Here is a 26,462-nt window from a genome sequence, read left to right on the forward strand (position 1 = left end):
GACTATTTTCCAGCGCGCGCGTTGTATGAACCGAAGTGCGATGTGATCATTTTTAGAGTCTGCCTTGGCCCCTTGTTCCATACGTTATACAGGCCCTCTCCCATGAGGTCCTTGGCGTATGCGCAGTAGCTGATTTTAGGGTTGGCGATGCCCATATACTCGGCATAGAGCTTTTTGGCCGCAGGGGTAACGCGAGGATTGGCAAATACCAGCTCTTGCGGCATGCGTTCGAACATCTTGTGGATTGCCCGCTCGATTTCGGGGTGCCCCTCAATTCCGGTGTGCTCAATCATGATGCCCATATAGGTGAAGCCGCGTGTGATTTGCGGTGTCCAGACGGCGGAGTCGGTGACGTTGAGCCGCTCAAGAATATCGACCATGTCATTCCAGCGATTAAACGGCATCAAGGGGTCACGCTTGGCCAGAGCTGCCGCTTTTTCGGGTGTTTCCTCGCGGTAGCAGTAATACGGCTTGGGCCAGTAAGCGATCGCCTTTGCCTGGCAGAGCGTTTCGACAAGGAATGGATTGTCGGCCCAGCCTGCACCGGGGATTTCCTTAAAGCAAATATTGTTTTGCATCAGGAAGTCGCGACGATAGATTGCCGACCAAATGGACGGATGATGGGCCAGCAGATGTGGAGCGTCGTGAATGGTGAACGGTTGCCGAGGCGGTTTAATGCGACCGCGATATGCGCAATGCAGTTTGACCTCTTGGGGGGTATCGGGGTTGCGAATGATCCAATACGGGGTCTCAATAATATCGAGCTTGTTCGGATCGCCAAATTCGCGCTTGGCAAAGGCAAGCATGTCGGAGTACATTCCGGGCTCGATCCAGTCATCGGGCTCGAGGATGGCAATCCAGTCGCCCTTTGCCTCGCGAATGCCCAGATTGCAGGTTGCGCCGTAACCCTGGTTTGCCTTATCGATCACTCGAACGCGTGAGTCACACGCGGCGAAATCTTGCATAATGGCGAGCGAGTTGTCGGTGGATCCGTCGTTGATGGCGAGGATTTCCAGTACGATATTCTTTTTGTTTAATAGGCTGCCTATAGCCTGAGAAAGATACGGCTCGGCATTGTAAGTAGGCACGATTACGGTCAGCATTCAAACACTTTCTCTAGGCGATTTGGAAGAATTATACCTAATTGCGTTAGCAACGGTTTTAGTTGCATTTAGGTGAAGGCAACGGAAAGGGTTGCTTCACTCTCTTTAAGCAGATTATGGGAAAATGGTACAAGCCATAGCTAAATGGGGGCGATGCGCATGGAGCGAAAATACGGCAATATCTTGGTTACGGGCGGTTGTGGTTTTTGCGGTTCGGCGTTTGTCCGCTATGTTGTGGACAGCGTTCCGAATGTGCGTGTCACCATCTTGGATAAGCTGACCTATGCTGCTAATCCTGACAGCATTGCTGGGCTTCCGGAGGACAGGGTAAAGCTTGTTGTTGGTGACATCTGCGATTCGGATTTGCTTGATCAATTGGTTCCCGGGCACGATGCAATCGTTCATTATGCTGCAGAGTCACACAACGACAATTCGATTATTGATCCAGAGCCTTTTGTAAAGACGAACATTGAAGGCACGTATCAGCTCCTAGCGGCTGCTCGTAAGCATCAAGTTAGGTTTCATCACATTTCGACTGATGAAGTGTTTGGAGACCTAGCGCTTGATGACCCCGTCAAGTTTACTGAGGATTTTCCCTATCGACCGAGTAGTCCCTATTCAAGCTCCAAAGCGGCAGCGGACATGCTTGTGAGAGCTTGGATTCGCACATATGGCCTCCAAGCAACTATTTCTAATTGCTGTAATAACTATGGTCCATATCAGCACCCCGAGAAGTTCATTCCGCATTCGATTGCATGCGTCCGGCGCGGGGAGCGTCCTAAATTGTACGGGGACAGTCTAAACGTACGCGATTGGATTCATGTTGATGATCACGCTCGTGCTGTTTGGCTCATTTTGACCAAAGGGAGGATCGGGGAGGCCTATCTTGTCGGAGCCAATTGCGAGCGCAGCAATCTCGAAGTACTCAAGATCATTCTTCAAGCAACGGGCAAAGACGAAGACTTTATTGATTGGGTTAAGGACCGTCCCGGCCATGATCGGCGGTACGCCATAGACGCTAGCAAGCTCCGCCGCGAGCTTGGTTGGGCGCCGATCCATGGTGACTTTGCAACAGAGATTTCGCGATTGTGCCATAGCAACATGCTTTTAACCTGATTAGCCTTTCGGGGTTAAGCTGCCGCTGCCCACGAATCTCTCGTCAATGGGGCGCGCTTCTTGGCATAGAGTGTAAGCAACCGTATGAAAGGGGACAGACATGGGCAATCGAAAGGCTATGTTTGCTTCGGTGTTTATCGTGCTTCTGTTGGGAATTTGTCTCGTTCCCGCATTTGCTGAAGACAACGTGGCTACCGGTCAAGATGCAAACGCCTCCATGACTGCAGACCAGTTGAACGAGTCCGAGCTCGTTACCAACGAAGCTATGTCTGTGGACAGTACGTCCGATTCTAATGCATCGGATTCGACTGATGCTGTGAAACCGGAAAAGCCCAAGTCTGTCTATGGTCTTGCTTCCGAGCACGTCGATGACCTTGCGGATGGATTGTACACTTTTGGCTCATCGGTTAACAGCAATTTTGTACTTGATGTTCCTAGTGGTACGGCGTCTGCGGGCAGAAAGCTGCAGTTGTACAGTGGAAACAAGACAAATGCTCAGGTCTGGCGAGTGTCTCACGATCAGAATGGCCTTGTTGTTATTGCTTCTGTCAAGGGTTGCACGCTTGATGTCCCCGGCGGCAGCGCGAGCAATAGAAATCCCGTTCAGCTTTGGTCCGATAACGGCACCCTTGCGCAGCGTTGGATTGCAATTAAAGAGGCCGATGGCAGCTACACCTTTATTTCGGCGCTCAATCAGTCGTTTGCCATTGACGTGGCGGGTGGTGTTGCCGCAAATGGCTCTGCCGTGCAGTTGTATGAGGCAAATGGTACGGCAGCTCAGCGATGGGTGCTAACGCCTGCCAAAACTGAGCAACAGCAACTCGATGATCGAGCAGCGGCACATCTCGCTGACCTTCCCGACGGAACGTATGCTATGTTGGCTTCGAACGATTCGTTTGCTCTGATCGCAGGCGGCGGATCACTGTCTTTTGATAAGTTCGGATATTCAGGTATTCAAACGTTTGGTGTCTCAACTACGTCGGACGGGTATCGTACCATTGCGATTCATGATGCTGGGGCGGTTCTGGATGCGGCGGGCGGCAATGACGCCAACGGCACGAAGCTGCAGACCTATGCCGCCAATGGAACCAAGGCCCAAAAGTGGATCATCGAGAAAGACGGCGAGCGCTATCGAATTGTGTCGGGCTTAAACGGGCAAAAGGTCGCAGACATCCCCGGTGGTTCTATAGCATCTGGTGCCGGACTTCAGCTGTATAGTGCAAATGGAACGGCTGCCCAAGCCTTCTATTTTGTGGATCCGACGGCTGTGCGTTCCGAGCTCGATAAGCTCGCTTCCGATAACCGAGAAGTTGTCAAAGACGGGGACTATGCGATAGCTGCCGGTCCGGATTTGTCTCGAATGGTTCTCGATGTTGTCGGCGGCTCTGCTTCTAGCGGTGCAAACGTGTAGATCTATCAATCGAATACGACTGCCGCTCAACGTTGGCGTGTTTCGCATGACGATGACGGCTATCTCACGATAACGAATGTAAAGTCTGGCAAAGTACTTGATGTTTCCGCGGGTTCAACTTCTTTGGGAACGAACGTCCAGCAATACACGGCTTGCGGTGACGCGAACCATGCGCAAAAGTGGATTGCGGTACCGAATGGCGACGGAAGCGTTCGACTTCTTTCTGCTGTTTGGCAACAGCGCACGCTTGACGTTGCCGGCGGCTCTCTGAACTCTCGGACAAACGTGCAGCTCTATGCTTCGAATGGAACTGCCGCGCAGCGCTTCACTTTTATTGCCGCAAGCCCTGCGTCAGTTGACCCGTGCGATGACATTTTGAAAGACAAGGGTTGGTGCGTTATTTCGCCCTCCTCAAATGGCTCTGTTGCCTTTGACGTTGCCGGTGGATCATTGAAGAACGGGGGCAACGTTCAGACATATTCCTGCAACGGCACGCTGTCCCAGCTATTTAAGGCTGAGTACCGAGACGGTTATTATGTTCTTCGTAATGCTGGCTCCGGTAAGGTGCTCGATGTTACAGCGGGCGACGTTGTCCCCGGGACGAACGTTCAGCAGTGGGATGAAAGCCCCAACGACAACCAGCTGTTTAGCGTCGTTGCCAATGAAGACGGAAGCTATTCGTTCATCAATAAGGGTACAGGGCTCATGCTCGCGGTATCCGGTTCAAATCTGGTTGCTGCTACGGCGGGAGATTCCGTCCAGACGTCGTTTGTTTTTGCTGAGCAAGAAGACCTGCTGAGCGAAGGCCTTTATGAAATCTATCCGTCTGCTAATTCCTCCTATGTGCTTGATGCCGCGGGTGCATCTGTTGACTCCGGCGCCAACGTTCAGCTCTATGCCGGCAATGGTTCCTTCGCCCAAAAATGGCTGCTTAAAAAGGTGGATGGAGCGAAGAATACCTATACGTTTGAATCCGTTTGCTCAACTAACAGACTTGCTGTTTCCGGTACCAATGTTTGCACGATGGCACCGGCAGGTGTGAAGGCGCAGCAATGGGTGGCGCGAATCGATAGCAATGGTATTGAGTTTGTGTCTGCGGATGACCAAGACCTTTCGCTTGATGTGAAGGGCGGTAATTTTGCATCGATTTCCAACATTCAAGTCCACTCCTCCAATGGTTCCGCTGCGCAGAGATTCCGCCTGCGTGCCACTTCGGCAACCATCGCCAATGGTACGTATTTCATCCGAATGGCTTCTCGTGCGGGTTCGGTCTTAGATGTTTCTGGCGGATCGCACTTGGACGGTGCAAACATTCAGATTTGGCAGAACAACGATTCGGGTGCTCAAAAATGGAACTTCTCTCGTAACGGTGATGGCTCATACAACATCGTAAATGCCGCCAGTGGCAAGGCTCTTGACGTAAAAGATGGGGCTGCATCTTCTGGAACCAATATCCAACAATGGTCTAGGAATGGCAGTGCTGCCCAGCATTGGTTTATCGATTATGTACCCGGTGGATTTAAGCTGTCTTCCGCTCTGAATGGAGCGTTCGTAATCGATGTCTCTGGAGGCAACAGCGCAAACGGGACGAACGTTGCTCTGCATGCAAGTAACGATTCAAGGGCGCAGCGGTTTACCTTCGGAGCTACTACGTACGTGCATCCGCTGCCTGCCGATCAACAAGCTATGTATAACCGTGCGCAGTGGTATAACAGCAACACGGAATGGCTAATTTTGACTGATACCGTTGGATGCCGTACGGGTATTTTTAGGGGCTCTCGTGGTAATTGGAGGCTCTGGTCCTTCTGGCAGTGTGCTCCGGGCAAAAATGGATCACCAACGGTATTGGGCGAGTTCTCTGTTTACGGAAAGGGCATTTCGTTTGGACATGGATATACCTGCTGGTACTACACGCAGTTTTATGGAGACTATCTATTCCATTCGCAGCCTTGTTATACGGGAACGTTTAATGTGAAGGATCACACAATGGGTCATCGCGCGTCGGCTGGGTGCATTAGGCTTACAACCGACCACGCTAAATGGATTTATGACAACATCCCCTACGGAACGAAGGTAGTTAACTACTAAGGTAGAAGGCGGCTCGCGTTTGGCGAGCCGCCTTCTTTTGACGCAAAGAGTTGCATATTGCGCTAAACCGCGATTAAATGAAGCAAAAGTATAGGCATTTTTACCACATGTTGGATTGCATGATGCGATGCTTAAGCAATACGAACTCGTGGGGGATGCACTATGTCGTAGGTGTTGGCGAGACCTTCTGGGGGATGTCATGCGTCATATAAAACGTGCTTGCACATTATTGCAAGTGGGATGTTTGCTGGCGCTGCTTCTGGCGCTGCCCATCGGGCTCAATTCGGGTTCAACGGCATTTGCCGAGATTTCTTCGATTGGGCTTCCCGCCGAAGATACTGAGCAAACCGAGGATGCCGCCGGCTCTGTTTCGGATTCACTTTCAAGCGATACTGCCCAGGAGGGTGAGTCGAGCGACGAGAACCTCGACAGTGTATCCGAGGACTCCACTGAGGGCGTTGATCTGACAAAATATGCGACCCTTGACGAGGGTACCTATTTTCTTACCTCGACTTTGTCGGGGCATCGAGTGCTCGATGTTCCGGGCGGTTCGGTGAGTGCCGGCGCTGCGATACAGTTATATGGGAGAAATGAGACGGCTGCACAGCAGTTTGTCCTTGTTGATCTTGGCAGCCGTCAATACGCTTTTAAGAACATTAAGTCGGGGTTGTACCTTTGCTACCCAAACGACGCCTCTCGTTTCACGGACCATCCGCGTCTTACACAGAATAGTGGTAATGATGGCGCTTGGGGCTTTGCATGGCATGCTCGACAGGTTGGCGGCGGATTTGTCTTTTCGCCTGTCGTCGATGATGATTTTGCCATCGACATCGCTGGCGCCAGCGATTCCAACGGAATAGAAATCCGTCTCTATCAATTCAATGAATCCGTTGCTCAGACGTTTACGCTCGAGAAGCCCAAGGCTGGCATCCTCGCTGAGCTTGCTGCCGCCCACGCCTCCGACCTCGCTGACGGCACCTACTATATTCGCTCGGCAAAAAGTTCCTGGCAGACGCTTGATGTTGCGGGTGGATCTAGATCATCGGGTGCGAATGTCCAAATATATGCTCTCAACGCCACAGGTGCACAAACGTGGACCGTTTCTCATGACCAAAATGGCTTTGTCACATTAACCAACAGTGGTTCCGGTCTTGTTCTTGATGTTTCTGGTAGAAGCGCTCAATCTGGAACGAACGTCCAGCAATACGCGTCTAATGGTTCTGCGGCGCAAAAATGGATTGCCGTTAAGGATGGGGGCTCCATCAAGCTGGTGTCCGCGCTTGATCCGTCGATCTGCCTTGATATCGCCGGCGGTAATACAAGTAACGGCACGAACGTGCGAACTTGGTCGGATAATGGCACGATTGCTCAACGTTGGACATTTTTCAATTTAGACGTTCAGCGCGAACAACTGGATGCACTTGCCCAGCAAAATGCTGACAATATTGCTGATGGACGCTATGTCTTGGCGCTCGGCGTCGGAGGAGCTAAGGTTCTGGACGTGAACGGTGGCTCTAAAGTCAACGGCGGCAACGTTCAGTCGTATGTGTCGAATATGACAGCGGCTCAACAGTGGGACATTTCGCATGATGAACTCGGTTATTTGATTATCAAAAACGTTTCCTCTGGCAAGGTGCTCGACATTGCGGGCGGTTCTTGTACGTTGGGTACCAATATTCAACAGTATTCATCCAATGGATCGCGTGCCCAGCGCTGGATCGCCGTTCCCTCGGTGCCTGGTGGCTCCTTCCGGTTGCAGTCCGCGGTTCTGCCCGATCTTGTTCTAGATGTTGCAGGCGGATCTTCCTCGAATGGCGCCAATATTCAAACATATGCGAGCAACGGTACCTCCGCCCAAAACGTTCGTTTTGTATCGGCCGTTCCCAATGTAGCCCCGTCCGACGATTTTGGTTTGGACGGCTGGTTCACTATTTCGTTGGCATCGGATTCCTCTCGTGTGTTTGATATCTCCGGAGGGTCCTCTTCTAACGGGGCAAACGTCCAGACTTATGCTGCTAATGGCACGTTTGCTCAGGTCTTTAAATTTGTATATGAGCATGGCTACTATCGAATCGTGAACGCCCAGTCTGGCAAGGCTCTCGATGTCGATGGTGGCAATGTGTGCCCTGGGACAAATGTCCACCAATGGAGCAGTGACGGCAATAACGCAAATCAGCTGTTTTCCATTGTTCGTAACGATGACGGTTCCTATACAGTAACGAATAAAGCAACCGGATTAGTCCTAAGCGTTGCCAACTCTAATGTGTACGGAGACATCCCGTCTGATTCCGCGTCGCAGCGTCTTGCCTTTACAAAGCTGACTTCGCTTTTGCCCGAGGGCTTCTTTACCATTTCGAACTCCGCATCCTCCTCTGTTGTTTTGGACGTTGCGAGCGGCTCTGCCAGTGATGGCGCTAACGTTCAGCTCTATGGAAGCAACAAGTCGATTGCTCAGAAATGGAAAGTTGCCAAGGTTGCCGACCGTGATAATACGTATACCGTTGAAAGCCTGGTGTCTGGCAAGGTCTTAACGGCAGATGAAGATGGCAACGTCTGCGTCCGATCTTTTGATAATGGTGATGCTCGGCTTTGGACCGCACAGATTGACAAGGGCGGTATCAACTTCGTTAACGTTGCAACCGGTAAGGTCCTCGATGCCGCAGGTGGCTCAACAAGCAACGGAACTAATATCAGGTTGTATGATTCTAACGGCACCTTGGCACAGTCTTTCAAGTTGTCTGCCTGCTCGTTAGTTGATTCGGGTACCTATGTTATTGCCGCTGCTTCTAACCGTTCAAAGGTGCTAGACGTGGCGAGTGGCTCTCGTTCAAACGGTGCTAATGTGCAGCTTTGGTCTTCCAATGATTCTGGTGCTCAAAAATGGAACGTCAGCGTTAACTTGGATGGGACCATTTCGATTCAAAACTGCCGAAGCAAAAAATATCTTGATGTCCTGAATGCTCAGGGTGCTTCGGGCGCTAACGTTCAGCAGTGGCAGGGGAATGGAAGCTCCGCTCAGCGCTGGCGTGTTGACTACGTAGGCGGCGGTTCCTTTGTCATTCGTTCTGCGCTTAACGACTCACTCGTTTTGGACGTGAACGGAGGTGCGCTTAATGATGGAGCCAATATCCAGATTTACGCTGCTAATGGCTCCGACGCGCAGGGATTCTACTTTGCCCAGACGAGCTATACGCCTGAGGCGGTAGATCTGGCTGTCCCAGTTTACAATCAGTACTCCGTTGGTCTTCCCAACGGCTGCGAATCGGCGGCTCTGACCAACGTCCTTAACTATTACGGTTTTGGTGTTGGTCCGTGCGAGATGGCCGATCGATGGATTCCCCGTAGCTCCTGGGACTTTGTCTGGTGCTTCTGGGGAGATCCCCACAGCTATAACAACGGTAACGAGATCTGCGCTCCTGGACTCAATAGGGCTGCCAATAATTTCCTGGCAAGCAGGGGGAGCAGCCTGCGTTCGTACGACGTGTCAGGAACCTCTCTGTATGACCTCTGTAATTATCTTGATGATGGACATCCGGTCATTATTTGGACTACCGTTCATCAGGGCAACGTTGGAAATATCTATGCCCGACAGGGTGGATATTTTGCTTGCGCTAACTCGCATACGGTTGTTCTTAAGGGTTATAACCCTCAAACAAATAAGGTCATGATCTCCGATACCATCGATGGCTATACCACCTGCGATCGAGATTGGATTGCTTGGGTCTACCAGCAACGAGGTGCGCAAGCGGTCGTTATTAAGTAACCAATTGCAACAATATTGCGGCTCGTATCAACTATTATAGATTCAGTGTTAATTTGAATCGGGGGTCTGATATGAGTTCCAGCCGATATACCCGCGGCCTAGCTGCTATTTCGGTAGTGGCTTTGGCTGCGGGTCTTTTTGTTTCCTCCGTTGGAGTGTCTCCGTTATTTGCCGATGAAGTGTCCACGAACGGATCCGATGCTAATCGAGTAATCGAATTGGGTGCTGCCGATGACGGTGACGGTAGCTTCGCTCCGAATATCTCGACTGTGCTATCTAGTGAGGGGCGATCTGAAGACTCGTCGACATCTGCCGTCGAATCGGCCGATGGTACGACGCCTCAAGATGCTGAGAGCGTTGAGTACTTAGCCGTTAAAAACAAGGGGACGCTTTCTGACGGTGCTACCTATGTTTTTGCTTGCAGCAATGCCTCGCGCAAGGTGTGGGACGTTGCGGGCGGATCTTCCTCAAATGGCGCTAATGTTCAGATGTACAACTCGAATATGACTAAAGCTCAGCGCTGGTTGGTACATGAGGACGAGAACGGGTTTTTAACGTTCGAAAACACCGGTTCCGGTTTGGTGCTTGATGTTTCTGGTGGTATAGCCGAATCGGGCCGTAACGTTCAGCAGTATGTGGCTAACGGTACGCGCGCACAAAAGTGGATTGCCGTTAAGGACGCCGATGGAGGCTTGACGATACATTCCGCCCTTAACTTTGATTACGTGCTCGATATCGCGGGCGGTAGCCCTGCTGATGGAGCTAACCTCCAATTATATAAGGCCAATCAGACCGCCGCACAGCTGTTTTTTGCAATCGACTCCAATCCGGTCGTTGACTCTTTAGGACAGAACGTCGCCGACGGTGTTTATTGTTTTGAATCTGCCGGGTTGGTGCTCGATGTGAAAGGCGCTTCTGCTGAGTCCGGTGCGACTCTTCAGTCGTATGCAAAGAACGGTACCGTCGCGCAGGCGTTCCGTCTTACGTATAACAGCGCATCCGGCTATTACACGATCGCTTCGCTTGTTTCGGGCAAGTTGATTGACGCCGATTACGGTAGCGTCGTACCCCGCGGCGCCGCCCACCTCTACGGATCTCTTGATGACGCTGGTTCATATACAAAGAATCGTTTTTGGATCCTCGAGCCTTCTGGTGAGGGATTTACCATTAAAAACGCTGCTAATGGGTTATATCTTTCGTTCGAAAGTGGCGTTGCCGTTACCTCTACTGATGCTGCGACCTGGACTTTGACGCAGACGAAGGGCTTTACCTGGACGCAGGCTGATATCGACGCCTTTGCTGCTGCGCAGGGCTTGCAGATCCCCGATGGAACTTATGCCCTCGGTATGGACTCATCACCGCGAAGTGTTGTCGATGTTTCTGGTGATTCTGCTTCGAATGGTGCCAACATCCAAATCTATGCCTCCAACAACACCGCAGCTCAACGCTGGGTTATCAAGAATGCGCTCGACTCAAATGGTCAGCCTACCGGCTATGTGACGATTGCTCATGCGGGGACCTCTTCAGCCCTCGATGTCACGGGTGGTGGTAAAAAGTCCGGCAACAACATTCAGCAATATGCCGTGAATGACACCGCCGCGCAGCGTTGGATTCCTGTTAAGCAGACAAATGGGTCATTCGTGTTTTATTCCGGCCTTGGACGAAACCTTGTTTTAGACGTAAGCGGCGGAAGCGTCTCTAATGGCGCAAATGTTCAAATTTGGACAGCAAATGGCTCTGCGGCGCAGCGTTTCATTGCCATCGATGCGCATCCTCATGTCGGGGCAGGCACCCAATCGGTTGCGGATGGCATGTATCAGATTAATTCCGTTTCCGATCCTTCCACATGCCTTGACGTGGCGGGCGGTTCCGTCTCCAACGGCGCCCGTATTCAAACGTATGCCACAAATGGCACCATGGCTCAGTGTTTTAAGCTCTCGTTCGATTCCGCTACGGGTTTCTACTCGATTTGTTCGGCGAAGTCTACCAAGGGACTTGATCTTGATAGTGGCGACATTTTCCCGGGCGCAAAAGTTCAACAGTGGGATTTCCCCGGCCTTGGCTCAAATCAGCAGTGGCGTATTGAGCCCGATGGAGATAGCTGTGTAATCCGTTCCGTTGCGAGCAATCTGGTGCTGGAACGTAAACCTGATGGTTCCTTGACGACTGCCTATGAGTCCGGCAGTGCTGCACAACATTGGACTTTCGAAGTCTTTACCGTTTCGCTCGATGAAGGCTGCTACTCCATCTGTTCGGATTCTACGGGTAAATATCTCGACGTTACCGGTGGTTCCTATGCAGACGAAGCTCCACTGCAGGTTTATACGGGAAACGGTACCCTGGCTCAGAAATTCTGGGCTCGTAAGGATGACCAGGGCTGCTATTCCTTCCAATGTGCCAATTCTGCCAAGTATCTTTCGGCTCGAGAGTCCGACGGTGCCATTCTTCAAATCTCTGATAATGAAGCCGACGAGGCCAAATGGTCGATTGAGATCTGCTTTGGGAAGGGGATTGAGCTTAAGAACAAAAAGACCGGTAAGGTGCTGTCCATCTCTGGTTCTGGTGGATCAGTTGTCTGCGTCGACGAGAATGGGTCCGCGGCGCAAGGATGGACCATCGCGTCTGTCCCTCTTATTTCTGACGGTTTCTATGAGTTTGCTCCCATGCATGCTACCGACCAGCGGCTCGATGTCGCCAATGGCTCTCGCTCGAATGGTGCAAACGTTCAGATTTATGCTTCTAACAGTACGCTGAGCCAGCGTATGTGGGTTCGTGGCGTCGGCGACGGCTGGTATTCGCTTACGGCTTGTTGTTCCGCCTATCCTCTTGACGTCTATAGCTGTTCTGATTCGGATGGAGCGAACGTTCAGCAGTGGCAGTGGAATGGGTCGAACGCGCAAAAGTGGCGTTTCGAAATGGGGAAGAGTGGAATCAAGATTGTTTCCGCTTGCGGAAATAAGGTCCTGGAGGTAAGCGACGGGGCCACCGCGAATGGAGCCAATGTCCAGCTCTGGTCTTATACTGGCTCCGCTGCTCAGTCTTGGCGCGCTCTTACTGCCGAACGTCCTGCGAAGATTGGTTATCAGAACCCTGCGAACTACCCCCAGGTAAGTAGCTTGACGGTAAGGCTTCCAAGTTATTGTACAGGCGAGTTCACCTATGTAACGCCGTCTCGTATTGCGATCGATGCCACACGAGACGACTGCGTCAATGCCTTTATCCAGCGTGCGTATGAGTATGTTGGTACGAGGTATATCGAGCCCTACTCTACCGCGCCTGGCGGTGCCGTCGATTGCTCTGGTTTCGTGCTGCAGTGCCTCTATGCCACGGGTATGGATATGGGTATCTACAACCCCTATAACCATCGTTGGCTTGCATGGCAGACGTACAACTCTATGAATTGGTATAACAACGGAACGTTTATGCCCGTAAGCGTTGGTAACATGCAACGCGGCGACGTCATTTACTACCGCGGCCATATTGCCATCTATTTGGGCGGCGGGCGCATGATTGACTCTTGGCCCAAGCAGGGTGTCGGTGTTCACGGCGTTTACGAGCGCGGCAACCCGATCGGTGCTGCTCGTCCGTTTGTGTAATTCTCTTTTCGTAAATCGAGGTATATGCCTGAGACAGGTTTTGGGCATGTTGGCAGGATGGTGATCGAACCAATTGGATAGTTGTTATGATTATTGCTGTTCCGTCTCACTCCAATACGTGGGCAGGGTCCATTTGGGGCCATATTGCAATCTATATTGGCGATGGCAAAGTTATTGAGAACATTGGTCGAGTTAACGTTCGCGGGCTTAATGACTGGGTCAATTATTATGGAACCACGTATACGCCGCTTTGGGGTTGGTATCGCAATATCGCCCTTTGTTAGTTTGGATTTAGGTTGATGGTTATGCGCAAGAAAACTTGTCTCGCATCGTCGCTATTGGTTGCCCTCGGTCTGCTTTGCAGCCTGGGGGCAACCCCTGTTTTTGCCGACGATGGTTCGCTCCCGGTCGATGCATCTCTCGAGGAGCGGCTTGCCTATGGTGAGGCGCATCCCGCGGATGATTCCAACGACTATACCGCTGGCAGCTCGATGGAGGATGAGCCGCTTGCCGCCGCGCTCGACGATCGTTCTGCAAGCGGGTCTCCCTATTGGGGCGGCACGAACGCCTCCAAAGTGTTCTATAACGGGTATGGCGAGGTGTTTGCGTCTCCGGCGCTAAAGGTCATTGACGTTTCTGAGTGGCAGGGGTCGATTGACTGGAATAAGGTTAACAATTCTGGCGTTGATGCTGTAATTTTGCGTTTTGGTTATTCGACGAGCCATTTTGATAAACAGTTTGAGCGCAATTTGCGTGAGGTTCGCCGCTTGGGAATTCCTTTTGGTGTGTATATCTTTAGTACCGCTCAGAATTCGAATGATGCCGCAAGCGAGGCGTACTTTACCCAACAGATCGTAAGTAAATACAGCCTATACGATCTATCGCTGCCGATTTTTTACGATTTGGAGTCGTTCTACGACAGCAAAGGTAATGCAATATCTCCTAATAGCGCATCGGCGTACGAGGGCATTGTGAACGCGTATTTTAATACGCTTTCTGGTTTTGGCATTAACAACGTATCCATTTATTCTGGTCGCTGGTACGCGGATACCTATCTAAAGGCAGCAAGCGTGCGTCCCCGTGTGTCTTGGATCGCGGAATACGGCCCCAAGCTCAGAACTTCGTTTAGTTGCGCCGGACAGTACGGATGGCAGTACACTTCGTCGGAGCGACTTGATGGCATCACTGCCAATACTGTTGACATGAATGCTTTTTCCTCGGCTGATTTTGTCAACGTAGTTAATCTGCCCGATTATGCTTTCGCAGACGGGACCTACTATATCGATTCGATAGCGCAGGATTCCTCGAGCGTTACTGTTGGTGATGACGGGCAGCTTTCTTTGTTCCATGCTCAAGGGTCTTCAAATCAGCGCTTTCGTCTTGAGTCGGCTGGTTCCGGGGCCTATCGAATTAAGAGCGAATCTACTGGACAATATCTATCCGTTGAGGGCGACAAAGCGCAAAGTGGCTCTTCGGTTATTCAAGCCGCTTATGCTCAAGACAATCGTCAGCTTTGGCATATTCGTGTTGCCGATAGTGGTTTTTATATCCAGTCTGCCCTGGGAAACTGGGCGCTCGATCTTTGCAACGGTAGCACTGAGGATGGCACTTCGGTTAGGATTTGGGCTCCGAACAAATCGGATGCTCAGCGTTTTACTTTTGCCTCTTCCTCGACCGTAGAGACCGACAAGGCTTTCGTTATTAAGAGTGCGCTCAATTCGCAGCTGGTCATGGATATCAACGGTGGGTCTTCTGACGATCGTGCGCGTCTCCAGATTTACACTGCCAACAATAGCCAAGCACAGATGTTTACCTTTAAGCAGGTCGGTAATGGCTTATACGAAATCGTAAACGTTAACTCGGGTAAGCCTTTTGAGGCTCAAGGAGGCTCCGTTTCCAACGGTGGCGCCATCTCTCAATACTCTTCTAACGGCACCAGTGCGCAGCATTGGTCTGTTATCGACTGCGGTAATGGCAAGTATTCATTCATAAATTCTAAGTCCGGCAAAGCTATTGACGTTCCTAGCGCCAATGGCGTGAGTGGATCCGCGCTGCAAATTTATACCTATAACGGATCTGATGCGCAAAAATGGACGCTCGCTTCGGCACGCACCGTTCGTCAGCAGCTTGACGATCTTGCCGCTTCTAGCAGGGGGCTTGTAAAGGAGGACGCTGAATACGCCATCGGTTCTTTATCCGAGCGTCAGGTCCTTGATATTTCCGGCGGATCTGCGAATTCCGGTGCAAATCTGCAGGTGTATGCATCTAACGCTACACCGGCTCAGCGCTGGACGTTTACGTATGACAAGAATGGTTATGTAACCATTACCAATGTGGGGTCGCGCAAGGTTTTAGACGTCTCCGGCGGCAGTAAGAAAGCCGGCGCCAATGTTCAGCAATATGCGTCTAACGGTACTTGGGCTCAGAAGTGGATCCTTGTAAATTGCGGTGACGGCTCGGTTAAGATCTGTTCCGCGCTTAAGACCGATTTTGTCTTGGACCTTGCCGGTGGGGCCACTTCGAATGGAGCAAATGCTCAAGTTTATGATGATAACGGCACCGATGCCCAGCGATTCCGCCTGTATACAGCCGGAGATGTTTCTAAGGGTCAAACAATTGATTCACAGTCTGCTATCGTAACGGCTCCTGATGGCCGCGTCTTTGATGTGACCAGCGGTAGCATGGATAGCGGTGCCGCTATTCAGCTATATAGCCCTAACGGGACTATTGCACAGGGATTTGGCTTTGAATACGATGCCGGCAAGGGTCTTTACGCAATCAAGTCTGCAAAATCCTATCGTTATCTTTATGCCCAGGACGGGGATATAGTTCCCGGCGCTGCTGTTAAGCAGGGGAGTGGCTCGCCCTCGTCGTCTAATTATTACTGGGCTATCGAAGACGCCGGTAATGGCTCGTATCGTATCGCCAACGCTGGTTCTGGCTGTGCTCTAGGCGTAAACGCCTTCGGTAAGCTGGTCACGGTTTCCAGAGGCGATTCCTGTGAGCTTTCGGTTGCATTTGCACCTTCTAGCTTTAAATGCTTGCGCTCCGAGCAAGACGCTAAGGCCAAGGCACACGTATCCGATTTGGCAGGCGGCGAGTATCTCGTAAGCTCCAGCAAGAACTGCTCGTTTGTCTTGGATGTTGCTGGCGGCTCGAAAGGCAATAGCGCCAATATCCAGCTGTACAGGCCGAACATGACCAATGCGCAGCGCTGGGTTGTTTCACATGACGACAAGGGCTATGTTACGTTTACGAATGTTGGCTCTCATAAGGTGATTGATGTTGCCGGAGGAAACGCTTCCGCTGGAACAAACATTGCCCAGTACGCCCCCAACGGCACGTATGCTCAAAAGTGGATTGCCGCCAAGCAGTCTAATGGTACGTATCTCATTGAGAGCGCTCTGAGGCCCGGTTTATATCTTGGATCGAGAGGATCCGGCGCGTCTAATGGTGTAAACGTTGAGCTAAGCTCTAATGAGGGCGCCTCTCACTTCGCCCTGTTGGGTACGTCCCCGTCGGTCGCAAAATGTGATGACATCCTCCCGAAGGGTTATTTCACGCTCAGTCCCGCTTGTAGCTCCACCGGTAAGGTCATTGACGTTGCCGGCGGCTCAAACTCCAATGGGGCAAATGTCCAGCTTTACAGCAGCAACGGAACGCTTGCTCAGCTGTTTAGCTTCGAATATTATGATGGCTACTATGTTATCCGTAATGCAAAGTCTCAAAAGGCGCTCGATGTTGATAGCGGCAATCTTATTCCTGGCACCAATGTTCAGCAGTGGGCCTGCGATTCCGATAATGCCAATAGGCTGTTTGCTGCGATCGATAATGGCGACGGCACGTACTCTTTTGTGAGCAAGTCAACTGGCTTGGCTTTGGATATTGTTGGAGCCTCTGATTCCAATCAGGCAAATCTGGACGCTTATCTTCCCAATGGAACCGCCGCTCAAAAGTTCTCGCTTCATCGGGTCAGTGAGTTTTTGGATGAAGGTGCCTATTCTTTCGAGTCGGACACGAGTTCAAAAGTCCTGAATGTTTCCGGCGGATCTATGAGGGACGGCGCTGCGGTCCAGCTATACGCATCAAACGGTACGTTCGCTCAAAAATGGTATGTGAGCAAGATTGCTGGGCTGGACAACGAATACGAGATTAAGTGCATCGGCTCTGGAAAAGTGCTCTCTCTGACTGATGGGGGAAAGCTGGTCCAGCTGACATCTAGCGGTGCGGATTCTCAGCGGTGGCGCAGTACATTGTCTGGCGGCAAGATCGCTCTGCAAAACGCGGCTACAGGGCAGTATCTCTGTGCTTCTGGCTCTTCCGCGTCGTTGGGAATGGTCGATTCACCTGAATTGCCTGGCGTTCGGTTTAAGGTGAAGAGTCTTTCTGTTTGATTGCAGACGGTGTTCAGATGAACTTATGAACCAAATGCCCCATTCTGTTTGTATGTCACCCTCTGTTGCAAAATAAGGTTAATTTCCTTGCAGTGGATAATAAGGTATTTATTCGTTTTGTATTGTGCTTGCGGTGGCTACTGCAAATCCTTCTTCCAGTTCCATTTTTTATCTACTCGCATAGGCTATTCACTTGACGGGTTGTTAGGTCCTTTAGGCTTTCTTTTCTCATGGAGACACATTGGCTAATATTAAACAAAATATTTTTTATAACGTTTCGTACAGGGTTTTTCAGCTTGTCCTACCTCTAGTTACAGCGCCCTATATTTCGCGAGTGCTCGGGGCTAAAGGCGTGGGATTATTTTCATACACAAATGCAATTGCTTCTTATTTTTTGTTATTTGCGATGCTTGGCATTTCCACTCATGGAGTGAGGGCGATAGCTGCTGTTTCCCATCAAGCAAAGGATAAACTGTACGCTAAATTTTGGAGCCTATACCTTGGACAATTGATCATGGCGGTTGCGTCATTATCTGTCTATTTATTGATTGGTCCGCTTACTTCTGCCGATATCGAGTACTACCTATGGTTGCCCCTGCTTATCTCCGGTGCTTTTGATTGTTCATGGTATTTATTCGGAACTGGCGAGTTCCGAATCCCAACTTTGATTAATTATTTGGTCCAACTTATCACAACCATATCTATTTTTGTATTTGTTAGAACAATGCATGATGTGGGTTGTTATATCATGATCAGTTCCATTTCCTCATTTGCTTCCGCTTTATTAATAGCATTTTGCGTTTTTAATAATGTGAGGATTAAAATCGTTTCTATTTCGGCGATCTGTTTTGAGCTGAAAAAATCATTCGGTCTCTTTATTCCGGCAATTGCGGTTAATGTCTACACATCAATTGATAAAGTCATGCTTGGCCAGTTATCAGGCATGGCTGAAAATGGCTTATATACGTATGCAGATAAGCTTGTTTCAATTATTACCGCTGTTTTAGCTGCTTTCTGCACGGTTTTACTTCCTACAATGACTGAACTGTATTCGAGTCGGCGTGATGATGATGCTTTTAAATTGCTTGATTATTCTCTCTGGATCATGCAAGCCATTTCATGGGGGCTATTTACCGGATTGTTCGTTTGTGCCGACACCCTGGTTCCTTTATTCCTCGGTATTGAATATTTAGCATGTGTCCCTGCCTTAAGAGTTTTGTCCTTACGCATTCCCATTTTGGGTGTGACGTATGTACTTGGTAACCAGTTTCTTCTTCCTAAAGGGTTCGATAATATTTATACCAAAGCTGTATATTGCGGTGCATTTGTTGATTTAGCTTTGAATTTTGTATCTATTCGATTGCTAGGGGGTCTTGGCGCATCAATTAGCACAGTACTTGCTGAAGCTATTGTTTTAATTGTTGAGTGGAGGTTTGTTTCAAAAAATATTGATTCAATTAAGTTTTTTGCGTATTTGCTTGAATATGCCTTTGTATCGTTAATGACTATACTTTTTTCTGCTGGCGTTTGCTACCTCGTTGCTTGTTTCGTTGATTCCATTCTGATCAAGTTGATAGTAAATGTTATTGGCTGCCTTCTGTTTTATCTTGTATTGGGTATCATGATTTCAAACAGACTGAATAATAGCTATATCGAGAAACTATTATTGAATTTAAAAGCTGGATTAAAATGATTAAAAATACTACCTCAATTATAATTCCCGTTTTTAATACTAGTGTTGATGCGCTCGACAGATCGATTCGTAGCGCCATATTTCAATCGGCTCCTCTCGAGATTCTGGTTGTTGACGATGGCTCGAATGATATAACAGCTTCTTATCTCGATGATAACTTTGCGCATCTTCAAAATGTGACAGTTATTCATAAATCTAACGGTGGCGTTTCGAGTGCTCGAAACGTTGGACTTGAATACGCCCAAGGCGAATTCATAGCTTTCCTTGATGCAGACGATGAACTTAAGCTCAATTTTCTATCAGACGCAATTAAAATCCTTGAAAATACCGAGATCGATGCAGTTTTCGGTGGACTTGAGCACATAATGGCTGATAGAAGCGTCTGCTATGAGCAATGTCAATTCTTTAATAGTGAAAACGATTACATTTTAATAGAAAAGGATAAAGTTGATGTATTGCGCGCATCGCTTTTCGATCGATTGGCTTTAGTCGATATTGGTTTATCGCCTGCGATGTACGTAAGCAATTGCTCGGCACTTTATAGAGCTTCTTCAATAACAGGCATTAGATTTAGCGAAGACATCGTTATTTCAGAGGATCGACTTTTTAACTGGAGTGTTTTTGATAATGTCGAATGTATTGCTCTCTCTGGGCAGGTTTGGTATCGATACTATCAAAACGAGTCGTCTTCGTCCATGAGGTTGCGACCAAACGCTGCCATCGAACTAGCTAATACGGCGCAAGCCTTTCTGGATCATTCGGCTAACGCTAGCAGTTATTTACTGCACAGCGTATCCTTGGGTTTATATGAATGCTATAAGCAGGCCTTGAATTTTAGTATTTTTAGGGCCTCTGCGTCTGATTTTGTTTCTATAACAGGAGAATCAAAATCTGCATATGTAAAAAAAATACTTACTGCGCCCCCTTTTCAGCATTTATTTAAGAACTGCAAAATTGACTCATATGCTTTTGCAATAATTTCCATTATGGTCAAACTTCGTTTGTATTGCCTCGTCTATTACTGTGAAAGCTTCTATCATTTCATTCACTAGCTATTACAAGGCGGTAACTATGGAATACATAAAATCGCATTTTGCAGCTGGGATAGTGTTGTTTAATCCAGATTATTCCTTCGTAAACCGTACGATCGCTCATCTTTCAAATCAAGTTGACTTGATTATATTAGTTGACAATTCAGCCGATAGTCATGCCGATGAGTTGGTTGAGCTAGATACTAGTAGAGTTATCTATAGACCAAATTTAAAAAATCTGGGTATTGCGTCCGCACTGAACAGCATTGTTGAAATTGCGCATGACTATAACAAGGATTGGGTTCTTACGCTGGATCAGGACTCGGATGTTGTCGATGACTACCTCAGTAGCCTGTTTTCCTCTGTTCCTGAATCCTCTAATATTGGCATTGTTGGTTGCCGCTTTTTTGATAGCAATACTGGCCAGATATACGGGTCCTCTGGGTATAGCGAGTGGTGTATTACATCAGGTTCTGTTTTGAGATACGAGGCATGGAAATCAATTGGGGGCTTTAGGACTTGGCTGTTTATTGATAGAGTTGATAATGTATTTTGTTTCGATCTTCAAGAGAACGGCTGGTCAACTTATATTTCTGACGGAGCTTATTTAAAGCACTCTCTTGGCTATACAACAACACGTTCCTTTTTTGGGCATTCTTTTGTTTGCATGAATTACTCATCATTTAGACGTTTCTATATTTATAGAAACGATTATTTTTATCATCATCTAATCAATGATTTTTCCGGCTTTTCTTTTTACAAAAAGCTGTTTTACGATTTGATTGTTATCATGTTGTTTGAGGAAGATAAAGTCCACAAAATCGTGGCAATTTTCAACGGTGTGAGAGACGGCAGGCGGCAAGTCAGTAGACGCTTGAAGTAGCGTATACCGAGCAAAGTGTAGAATTACGCTACTGCACTTTGCTCGGTTTTGCATGATTAAATCATTAATGCAATTATCATTCCCAGGTTACCTATGGCGTCGTTCCTCCATGCGTTTGCTTCGGAAATTTTTCTGACTATTTGACTTCGTTTGCACTCTTTAAGCTGTAAATATGAATCAAGATTGTTTCGATAAGTGGGATTCAAATCTTGGTAGAAAGTCGCTTTAAACTCTTCCGCTTGTTCTAAAGTGTCTAACATGTGTTTATTCATTTGTTTTAAAGAGAGTAATGCTCTGAATATCGATCTTTTTTGTGCTCCGACTGAATTATTACCATGCTGACGATAGGAAATTGTGCTTTGAGGAACATAGATGCATTCGCCAAATGCTGATGCGATCAAAGAAAGCCACCAATCATGCATTATTATCCTATCAGCGTTTAATACGGGCCTTGCTGCGAGTTTCTTCAGCGGTTCGTTGATCATCATGGTGCAACCGGTCACGAGGCATGACGATAGAAAGTAACCGAAGTCTCGCTTGTCGGCTTTCATTCCCGAAAGCGATAAAAAAGATTGATCAATTACATTTAACTTAGAGTCAACAACTCGTAAATCGGTTGAAACAAGGATTGGCTTGCAGCTCGTTCCTGTTTCGGCCTCCTTCATTGCGGCCAAGGTGATTTCTATTTTATTGGAGTCCCATATATCGTCTTGGTCAGAATACATAAGATATGGTGCATTTGCTAATTGCGTAAGCGCCAAAAAATGATCTCTAGCACATCCGAACGACCGTCCATTTAGAACTATTTTTATTCTGTGGTCATTCACTGCGGCGGCAGTCGCTATTTCTAAAGAGCGGTCGGTAGAGTTGTCATCAGAAATTAATAATTCCCAGTTTTTAAATGATTGATTTTGGATTGATTTGATTTGTTCATTTAGATAGTTTTCACCGTTAAAAACAGCCATAACAATCTGAACTAATGGTCTAGACATTCTATCATCCCTATATCCTTTATCTGTGTAACCTTAGCCTGTTATCGATTATCTATTAAACTGAACTAAATATTCGATATGAAAGGTTTGTTTGTGAGTTCACGTATCGCTATGAGCATAATAGTTCCTTGCTATAAAGTTGAAGAATACCTTCCGCGATGTATCGAATCTCTGGTTAATCAGACACTTGATAATATAGAGCTTATTTTCATCAATGATGGCTCGCCAGATAATTGTTTATCTATTTTAAAGTCTTACCAAAAGGAGTACGCCTCAAAGATTGTAATTATAGATAAGAAAAATGAGGGTGTCTGGGCTGGGCGTTGGGATGCCATTAATATAGCCAATGGCGAGTATATTGGTTTTTTGGATAGCGATGACTATGCGCTCCCTACGTTTGCTGAGGACCTGTATAACTCGGCGTCCTGCTCAGATGCAGATGTGGCCGTTTGTGGGTTCGATCGCATTGATTTGGATTCACAAAAGGTTCTGTCGAGGGAGATGTGCTCCAATAGGAGTGATTTTAGAATTGAAGACGAGCCTGGACGACTTGTCGAGCTAAACGGGGCGCCATGGAATAAATGTTTTAGGGCTGGAATTTTGAAATCTCTTAAAGATCTTTCCGACCCCCCGGCGGTTCTAGATGACCTATGCTTTCATCTAATTGCATATAACAAAATGAAAGGAAAGGTTACCTTTGTTCCGAAGTCTCTTGTTTGCTATATGGTGCGCCCCGGTTCAATTATTAATTCAGTGAAAGTTTCTCAAATTGACGCAATCAAGAACTCCTTTTTGGAGATTAAAACGAGATATGTAACCGAATCGCCTAGTTATATTGAGGCGCTGGACGCTATTGCATTTCTTCACCTAGGAGTGTCTTTTGCATTTCGCATTGCCTCCTCGTCTAACTCTTCAGTTTTATCCGATTATTTAAGGTCGATTACTAAATTCTTGGATCAAGAATTTACAACTTGGAGGAATTCACCCTATATCAATTTCCCTTATGCTGTTCAGCACGGTAATTCCTATTTCAAATTATTGGTAGTCAATGCGTTATTTAAAATTCAGATGATGCCGCTGTTTTTTACAATTTATAATTTTATGATTAATAAATTGCACGTTGATATCAAGTGGTAGTTATATGATTTATGATGCTGATTGTCCGAATGTAGTCGTTGTTTTATCCACATTTAATGGACTTGACCATCTCAAAAATCAAATTGACAGCGTTCTTAGCCAAACCTATCCCGGTATCCGTCTTCTAGTTCGCGACGACGGCTCTACTGATGGAACGCGTGACCTTCTGGCTACTTACAAAGATGACATGCGTGTCCAATGTGAGTTCGGCGAGAATCTAGGTGTCGTACAGTCGTTTTATACCGCCGCTCAAATTGCTGCCGCTGATTGTGATTATCTCGCTTTCTGTGATCAGGACGATGTGTGGTATCCCCATAAAATCGAGCGCGCGGTTACACGATTGGAGTCATATAAGAATAGGCGTGAACCAATCGCCTATTGTTCCGAATACCGTTTCTGCGACGGGGAGCTTAATCCAACTTGTATTTCTCGTTTAAATGACGGCCACCTTAGCTTTCAAAGAACTCTCTTTGAAAATAAAACTTCGGGCAATACGCTTGTTATCAATAAAATGCTTCTGAATGAGTATTTGGCTTCTGGTTGTGATGACGTTACCTGGCATGATTGGTGGATAGCCTTGATTGCATATTCTATTGGTTCAGTTATTTTTGATGACTACTGTTGTCTTGATTATCGGAGGACCGGAAACAACGTTAGCCCTACTGGGGCTGGCTTCCTTTCTCTACTAAAATATAGGTATGAATATTTTTTTGGATCCGGAAACCTTCATATGATTTCATCGCAACTTAGAAAGCTCGAACGGTTGTACGGTATGCGGATGGACCCTGATAAGCTTAAGGTGCTCCAGTTATTCAATTCTGGGCCTAGAATCAGAAAGGCAGTGTTTCCATCGAGGCTTCGAGAGAAGTATTCAGATGAGTTATTTCTTCGGCTTCTATTTTTGATAGGGTGTTTATAGTCAATCTAGAGCCTTGTTAGTGATTTCTTTGGAGAATTATTTATGAAAGGCATCATCCTCGCCGGCGGGTCCGGCACGCGCCTGTACCCGCTCACGCTCGTGACCTCCAAGCAGCTGCTGCCGGTCTACGACAAGCCCATGATCTACTACCCGCTGTCCACCCTCATGCTGGCGGGCATCCGGGACATCCTTGTCATCTCCACGCCGACGGACCTCCCCAACTTCGAGCGCCTGCTCGGGGACGGCTCGCGCTACGGCGTGGACCTCTCCTACGCCGAGCAGCCCTCGCCGGACGGCCTGGCGCAGGCCTTCACCATCGGCGAGGGGTTCATCGCCGGCGAGCCGTGCGCCCTCGTGCTCGGCGACAACATCTTCTACGGCAACGGCCTCAGCCGCCACCTGACGCGCGCCGTCCAGAACGCCGAGTCGGGCCGCGCCACGGTGTTCGGCTACCACGTGGACGACCCCGAGCGCTTCGGCGTCGTGGAGTTCGACGCGCAGGGGAGGGCCGTGTCCATCGAGGAGAAGCCCGCCGAGCCCAAGAGCTCCTACGCCGTCACCGGCCTGTACTTCTACCCGGGCGACGTGGCCGCCAAGGCCCACGAGGTCGAGCCCTCGGCCCGCGGCGAGCTGGAGATCACCACGCTCAACCAGATGTACCTGGAGGAGGGGACGCTGTCCGTGGTGACCCTGGGCCGCGGCTACGCGTGGCTGGACACCGGCACCATGGAGAGCCTGCACGAGGCCGCCGAGTTCGTCCGCGCCGTCGAGCACTCCCAGGACCTTCCCGTGTCCGTTCCCGAGGAGATCGCCTGGGAGAACGGCTGGATCACGACCGCCGAGCTGGAGGAGGCAGCGAAGGCCTACGGCAAGTCGGTCTACGGGCGGCACCTGAAGAAGGTCGCCGCCGGCGAGATCGTCAACAGCCCGCGCGAGTACTAATCCGATCCAATGGGAGATAGAAACATGTCTGAAGAGCTCTTCGAACCGAAGAACATCATCGTCACGGGCGGCTGCGGCTTCATCGGCAGCAACTTCGTGCACTACGTCGTGGACAACCACCCCGAGGTGCACGTGACCGTCCTGGACAAGCTGACCTACGCCGGCAACCCCGAGAACATCGCCGGGCTGCCCTCCGACCGCGTCGAGCTCGTCGTGGGCGACATCTGCGACGCCGAGCTGCTGGAACGCATCGTCCCGGGCCACGACGCGATCGTGCACTACGCCGCGGAGTCCCACAACGACAACTCCATCGCCGACCCGGAGCCGTTCCTGCGCACCAACGTCGAGGGCACCTTCCGCCTGCTGGAGGCCGTGAGGAAGCACGGCGTCCGCTACCACCACGTCTCCACCGACGAGGTCTACGGCGACCTGGCGCTCGACGACCCGGCCAAGTTCACCGAGGAGACGCCCTATAAGCCGTCCTCGCCGTACTCGAGCACCAAGGCGAGCTCCGACATGCTCGTGCGCGCCTGGACCCGCACCTACGGGCTTCGCACCACGATCTCCAACTGCTCCAACAACTACGGCCCCTACCAGCACGTGGAGAAGTTCATCCCGCGCCAGATCACCAACATAGTCGACGGCGTCCGCCCCAAGCTCTACGGCCGCGGCGAGAACGTCCGCGACTGGATCCACACCGAGGACCACTCCTCGGCCGTCTGGGACATCCTCACGAAGGGCCGCACGGGGGAGACCTACCTCATCGGCGCCGACGGCGAGAGGGACAACATCACGGTCCTGCGCATGATCCTCGAGGCGATGGGGAAGGACCCCGAGGACTTCGACTGGGTCGCCGACCGCCCCGGCCACGACCGCCGCTACGCCATCGACTCGACCAAGCTCCAGCGCGAGCTCGGCTGGAGGCCGGCCCACACCGACTTCGCCGGGGGCCTCAAGGCCACCATCGACTGGTACGTCGCCAACGAGCCCTGGTGGCGCCCGGCCAAGGAGGCCACCGAGGCGCGCTACCGCGCCCAGGGCCAGTAGGAGGGGATAGAACTATGGCAGACATCGCATTCGAGAAGGACCTCTCCGTCGCCGAGACCGGCATCGCGGGCCTCAAGGTCGTCGACCTGGCCGTCCACGGCGACTCGCGCGGCTGGTTCAAGGAGAACTGGCAGCGCGCCAAGATGTGCGCCCTGGGCATCCCGGACCTCCGCGTCGTCCAGAACAACATCTCCTACAACGACAGCCGCGGCGTCACCCGCGGCATCCACGCCGAGCCCTGGGACAAGTTCATCTCCGTGGCGCGCGGCTCGGTCTTCGGCGCATGGGTCGACCTGCGCGAGGGCAGCGCCACCTACGGGAAGGTGTTCACCTGCACGCTCGACCCG

At 49.7% G+C, this 26,462-nt stretch carries 16 protein-coding genes; 14 read left to right on the top strand and 2 right to left on the bottom strand.

The features are described from left to right. Positions 1–2 precede the first annotated feature (2 nt). The gene (locus tag DXC79_RS02980) at positions 3–1,103 is read right to left on the bottom strand and encodes a glycosyltransferase (RefSeq protein ID WP_117635066.1); all 1,101 of its coding nucleotides are present in this window, start codon (positions 1,101–1,103) and stop codon (positions 3–5) included. Between the two features lie 159 nt (positions 1,104–1,262). Between DXC79_RS02980 and rfbB (DXC79_RS02985) the strand changes: the two genes are divergently transcribed. From rfbB (DXC79_RS02985) to DXC79_RS03025, 9 genes are all read left to right on the top strand, one after another. Beyond that, positions 1,263–2,219: a dTDP-glucose 4,6-dehydratase gene (gene rfbB, locus DXC79_RS02985; RefSeq protein ID WP_199408631.1), complete on the top strand. Its 957-nt coding sequence runs from the start codon at positions 1,263–1,265 to the stop codon at positions 2,217–2,219. Between the two features lie 100 nt (positions 2,220–2,319). Beyond that, entirely contained in the window at positions 2,320–3,630 is a 1,311-nt protein-coding gene (locus DXC79_RS02990; RefSeq protein ID WP_117635068.1) for an RICIN domain-containing protein, read from the top strand. Beyond that, positions 3,631–5,718, top strand: a complete 2,088-nt coding sequence (locus tag DXC79_RS02995) for an RICIN domain-containing protein (protein ID WP_255413264.1) — start codon at positions 3,631–3,633, stop codon at positions 5,716–5,718. It begins immediately after the preceding gene. Positions 5,719–5,917: 199 nt separating this feature from the next. After that, the gene (locus DXC79_RS03000; protein WP_158550951.1) at positions 5,918–9,481 is read left to right on the top strand and encodes an RICIN domain-containing protein; all 3,564 of its coding nucleotides are present in this window, start codon (positions 5,918–5,920) and stop codon (positions 9,479–9,481) included. 71 nt (positions 9,482–9,552) lie between these two features. Then, positions 9,553–13,077, top strand: coding sequence for an RICIN domain-containing protein (locus tag DXC79_RS03005; RefSeq protein WP_117635071.1), 3,525 nt, complete (start codon positions 9,553–9,555; stop codon positions 13,075–13,077). Positions 13,078–13,382: 305 nt separating this feature from the next. After that, positions 13,383–17,471, top strand: coding sequence for an RICIN domain-containing protein (locus tag DXC79_RS03010; protein ID WP_158550952.1), 4,089 nt, complete (start codon positions 13,383–13,385; stop codon positions 17,469–17,471). Positions 17,472–17,712: 241 nt separating this feature from the next. Then, a complete protein-coding gene (locus DXC79_RS03015; protein WP_117635073.1) occupies positions 17,713–19,164 on the top strand; it encodes an oligosaccharide flippase family protein in 1,452 nt (483 codons plus the stop codon). Next, positions 19,161–20,216 (top strand): glycosyltransferase family 2 protein, encoded by a 1,056-nt coding sequence (locus DXC79_RS03020; protein WP_117635074.1) that lies wholly within the window; start codon positions 19,161–19,163, stop codon positions 20,214–20,216. The genes DXC79_RS03015 and DXC79_RS03020 overlap by 4 nt, the downstream gene beginning before the upstream one ends. A 19-nt stretch (positions 20,217–20,235) precedes the next feature. Beyond that, positions 20,236–21,078, top strand: a complete 843-nt coding sequence (locus tag DXC79_RS03025) for a glycosyltransferase (RefSeq protein WP_117635075.1) — start codon at positions 20,236–20,238, stop codon at positions 21,076–21,078. Positions 21,079–21,134: 56 nt separating this feature from the next. Here the strand turns inward: DXC79_RS03025 and DXC79_RS03030 are convergent, their stop codons facing one another. Then, positions 21,135–22,070, bottom strand: coding sequence for a glycosyltransferase family 2 protein (locus DXC79_RS03030; protein ID WP_117635076.1), 936 nt, complete (start codon positions 22,068–22,070; stop codon positions 21,135–21,137). A gap of 93 nt (positions 22,071–22,163) precedes the next feature. Here DXC79_RS03030 and DXC79_RS03035 point away from each other — a divergent pair, with 93 nt between their 5' ends. The 5 genes from DXC79_RS03035 to DXC79_RS03055 all read left to right on the top strand — a co-directional run. Further along, the gene (locus DXC79_RS03035; RefSeq protein WP_158550953.1) at positions 22,164–23,207 is read left to right on the top strand and encodes a glycosyltransferase; all 1,044 of its coding nucleotides are present in this window, start codon (positions 22,164–22,166) and stop codon (positions 23,205–23,207) included. Positions 23,208–23,211: 4 nt separating this feature from the next. Beyond that, positions 23,212–24,126 (top strand): glycosyltransferase, encoded by a 915-nt coding sequence (locus tag DXC79_RS03040; protein ID WP_117635078.1) that lies wholly within the window; start codon positions 23,212–23,214, stop codon positions 24,124–24,126. Between the two features lie 42 nt (positions 24,127–24,168). Beyond that, a complete protein-coding gene (gene rfbA, locus DXC79_RS03045) occupies positions 24,169–25,068 on the top strand; it encodes a glucose-1-phosphate thymidylyltransferase RfbA (RefSeq protein WP_117635079.1) in 900 nt (299 codons plus the stop codon). 24 nt (positions 25,069–25,092) lie between these two features. Then, the gene (rfbB, locus tag DXC79_RS03050) at positions 25,093–26,115 is read left to right on the top strand and encodes a dTDP-glucose 4,6-dehydratase (RefSeq protein ID WP_117635080.1); all 1,023 of its coding nucleotides are present in this window, start codon (positions 25,093–25,095) and stop codon (positions 26,113–26,115) included. A gap of 14 nt (positions 26,116–26,129) precedes the next feature. Then, on the top strand, positions 26,130–26,462 hold a 333-nt coding region (locus DXC79_RS03055; RefSeq protein ID WP_147327473.1), incomplete at its 3' end, for a dTDP-4-dehydrorhamnose 3,5-epimerase family protein.

The sequence above is a fragment of the Collinsella sp. TF08-11AT genome, assembly GCF_003437035.1.
GTDB lineage: Bacteria > Actinomycetota > Coriobacteriia > Coriobacteriales > Coriobacteriaceae > Collinsella.

Bases quoted from the DNA above. Each gene is read 5' to 3' on its own strand.
- DXC79_RS02980 (WP_117635066.1), bottom strand. From the start codon at position 1,103: ATGCTGACCGTAATCGTGCCTACTTACAATGCCGAGCCGTATCTTTCT.
- rfbB (WP_199408631.1), top strand. From the start codon at position 1,263: ATGGAGCGAAAATACGGCAATATCTTGGTTACGGGCGGTTGTGGTTTT.
- DXC79_RS02990 (WP_117635068.1), top strand. From the start codon at position 2,320: ATGGGCAATCGAAAGGCTATGTTTGCTTCGGTGTTTATCGTGCTTCTG.
- DXC79_RS03000 (WP_158550951.1), top strand. From the start codon at position 5,918: ATGCGTCATATAAAACGTGCTTGCACATTATTGCAAGTGGGATGTTTG.
- DXC79_RS03005 (WP_117635071.1), top strand. From the start codon at position 9,553: ATGAGTTCCAGCCGATATACCCGCGGCCTAGCTGCTATTTCGGTAGTG.
- DXC79_RS03010 (WP_158550952.1), top strand. From the start codon at position 13,383: ATGCGCAAGAAAACTTGTCTCGCATCGTCGCTATTGGTTGCCCTCGGT.
- DXC79_RS03020 (WP_117635074.1), top strand. From the start codon at position 19,161: ATGATTAAAAATACTACCTCAATTATAATTCCCGTTTTTAATACTAGT.
- DXC79_RS03025 (WP_117635075.1), top strand. From the start codon at position 20,236: ATGGAATACATAAAATCGCATTTTGCAGCTGGGATAGTGTTGTTTAAT.
- DXC79_RS03030 (WP_117635076.1), bottom strand. From the start codon at position 22,070: ATGTCTAGACCATTAGTTCAGATTGTTATGGCTGTTTTTAACGGTGAA.
- DXC79_RS03040 (WP_117635078.1), top strand. From the start codon at position 23,212: ATGATTTATGATGCTGATTGTCCGAATGTAGTCGTTGTTTTATCCACA.
- rfbA (WP_117635079.1), top strand. From the start codon at position 24,169: ATGAAAGGCATCATCCTCGCCGGCGGGTCCGGCACGCGCCTGTACCCG.
- rfbB (WP_117635080.1), top strand. From the start codon at position 25,093: ATGTCTGAAGAGCTCTTCGAACCGAAGAACATCATCGTCACGGGCGGC.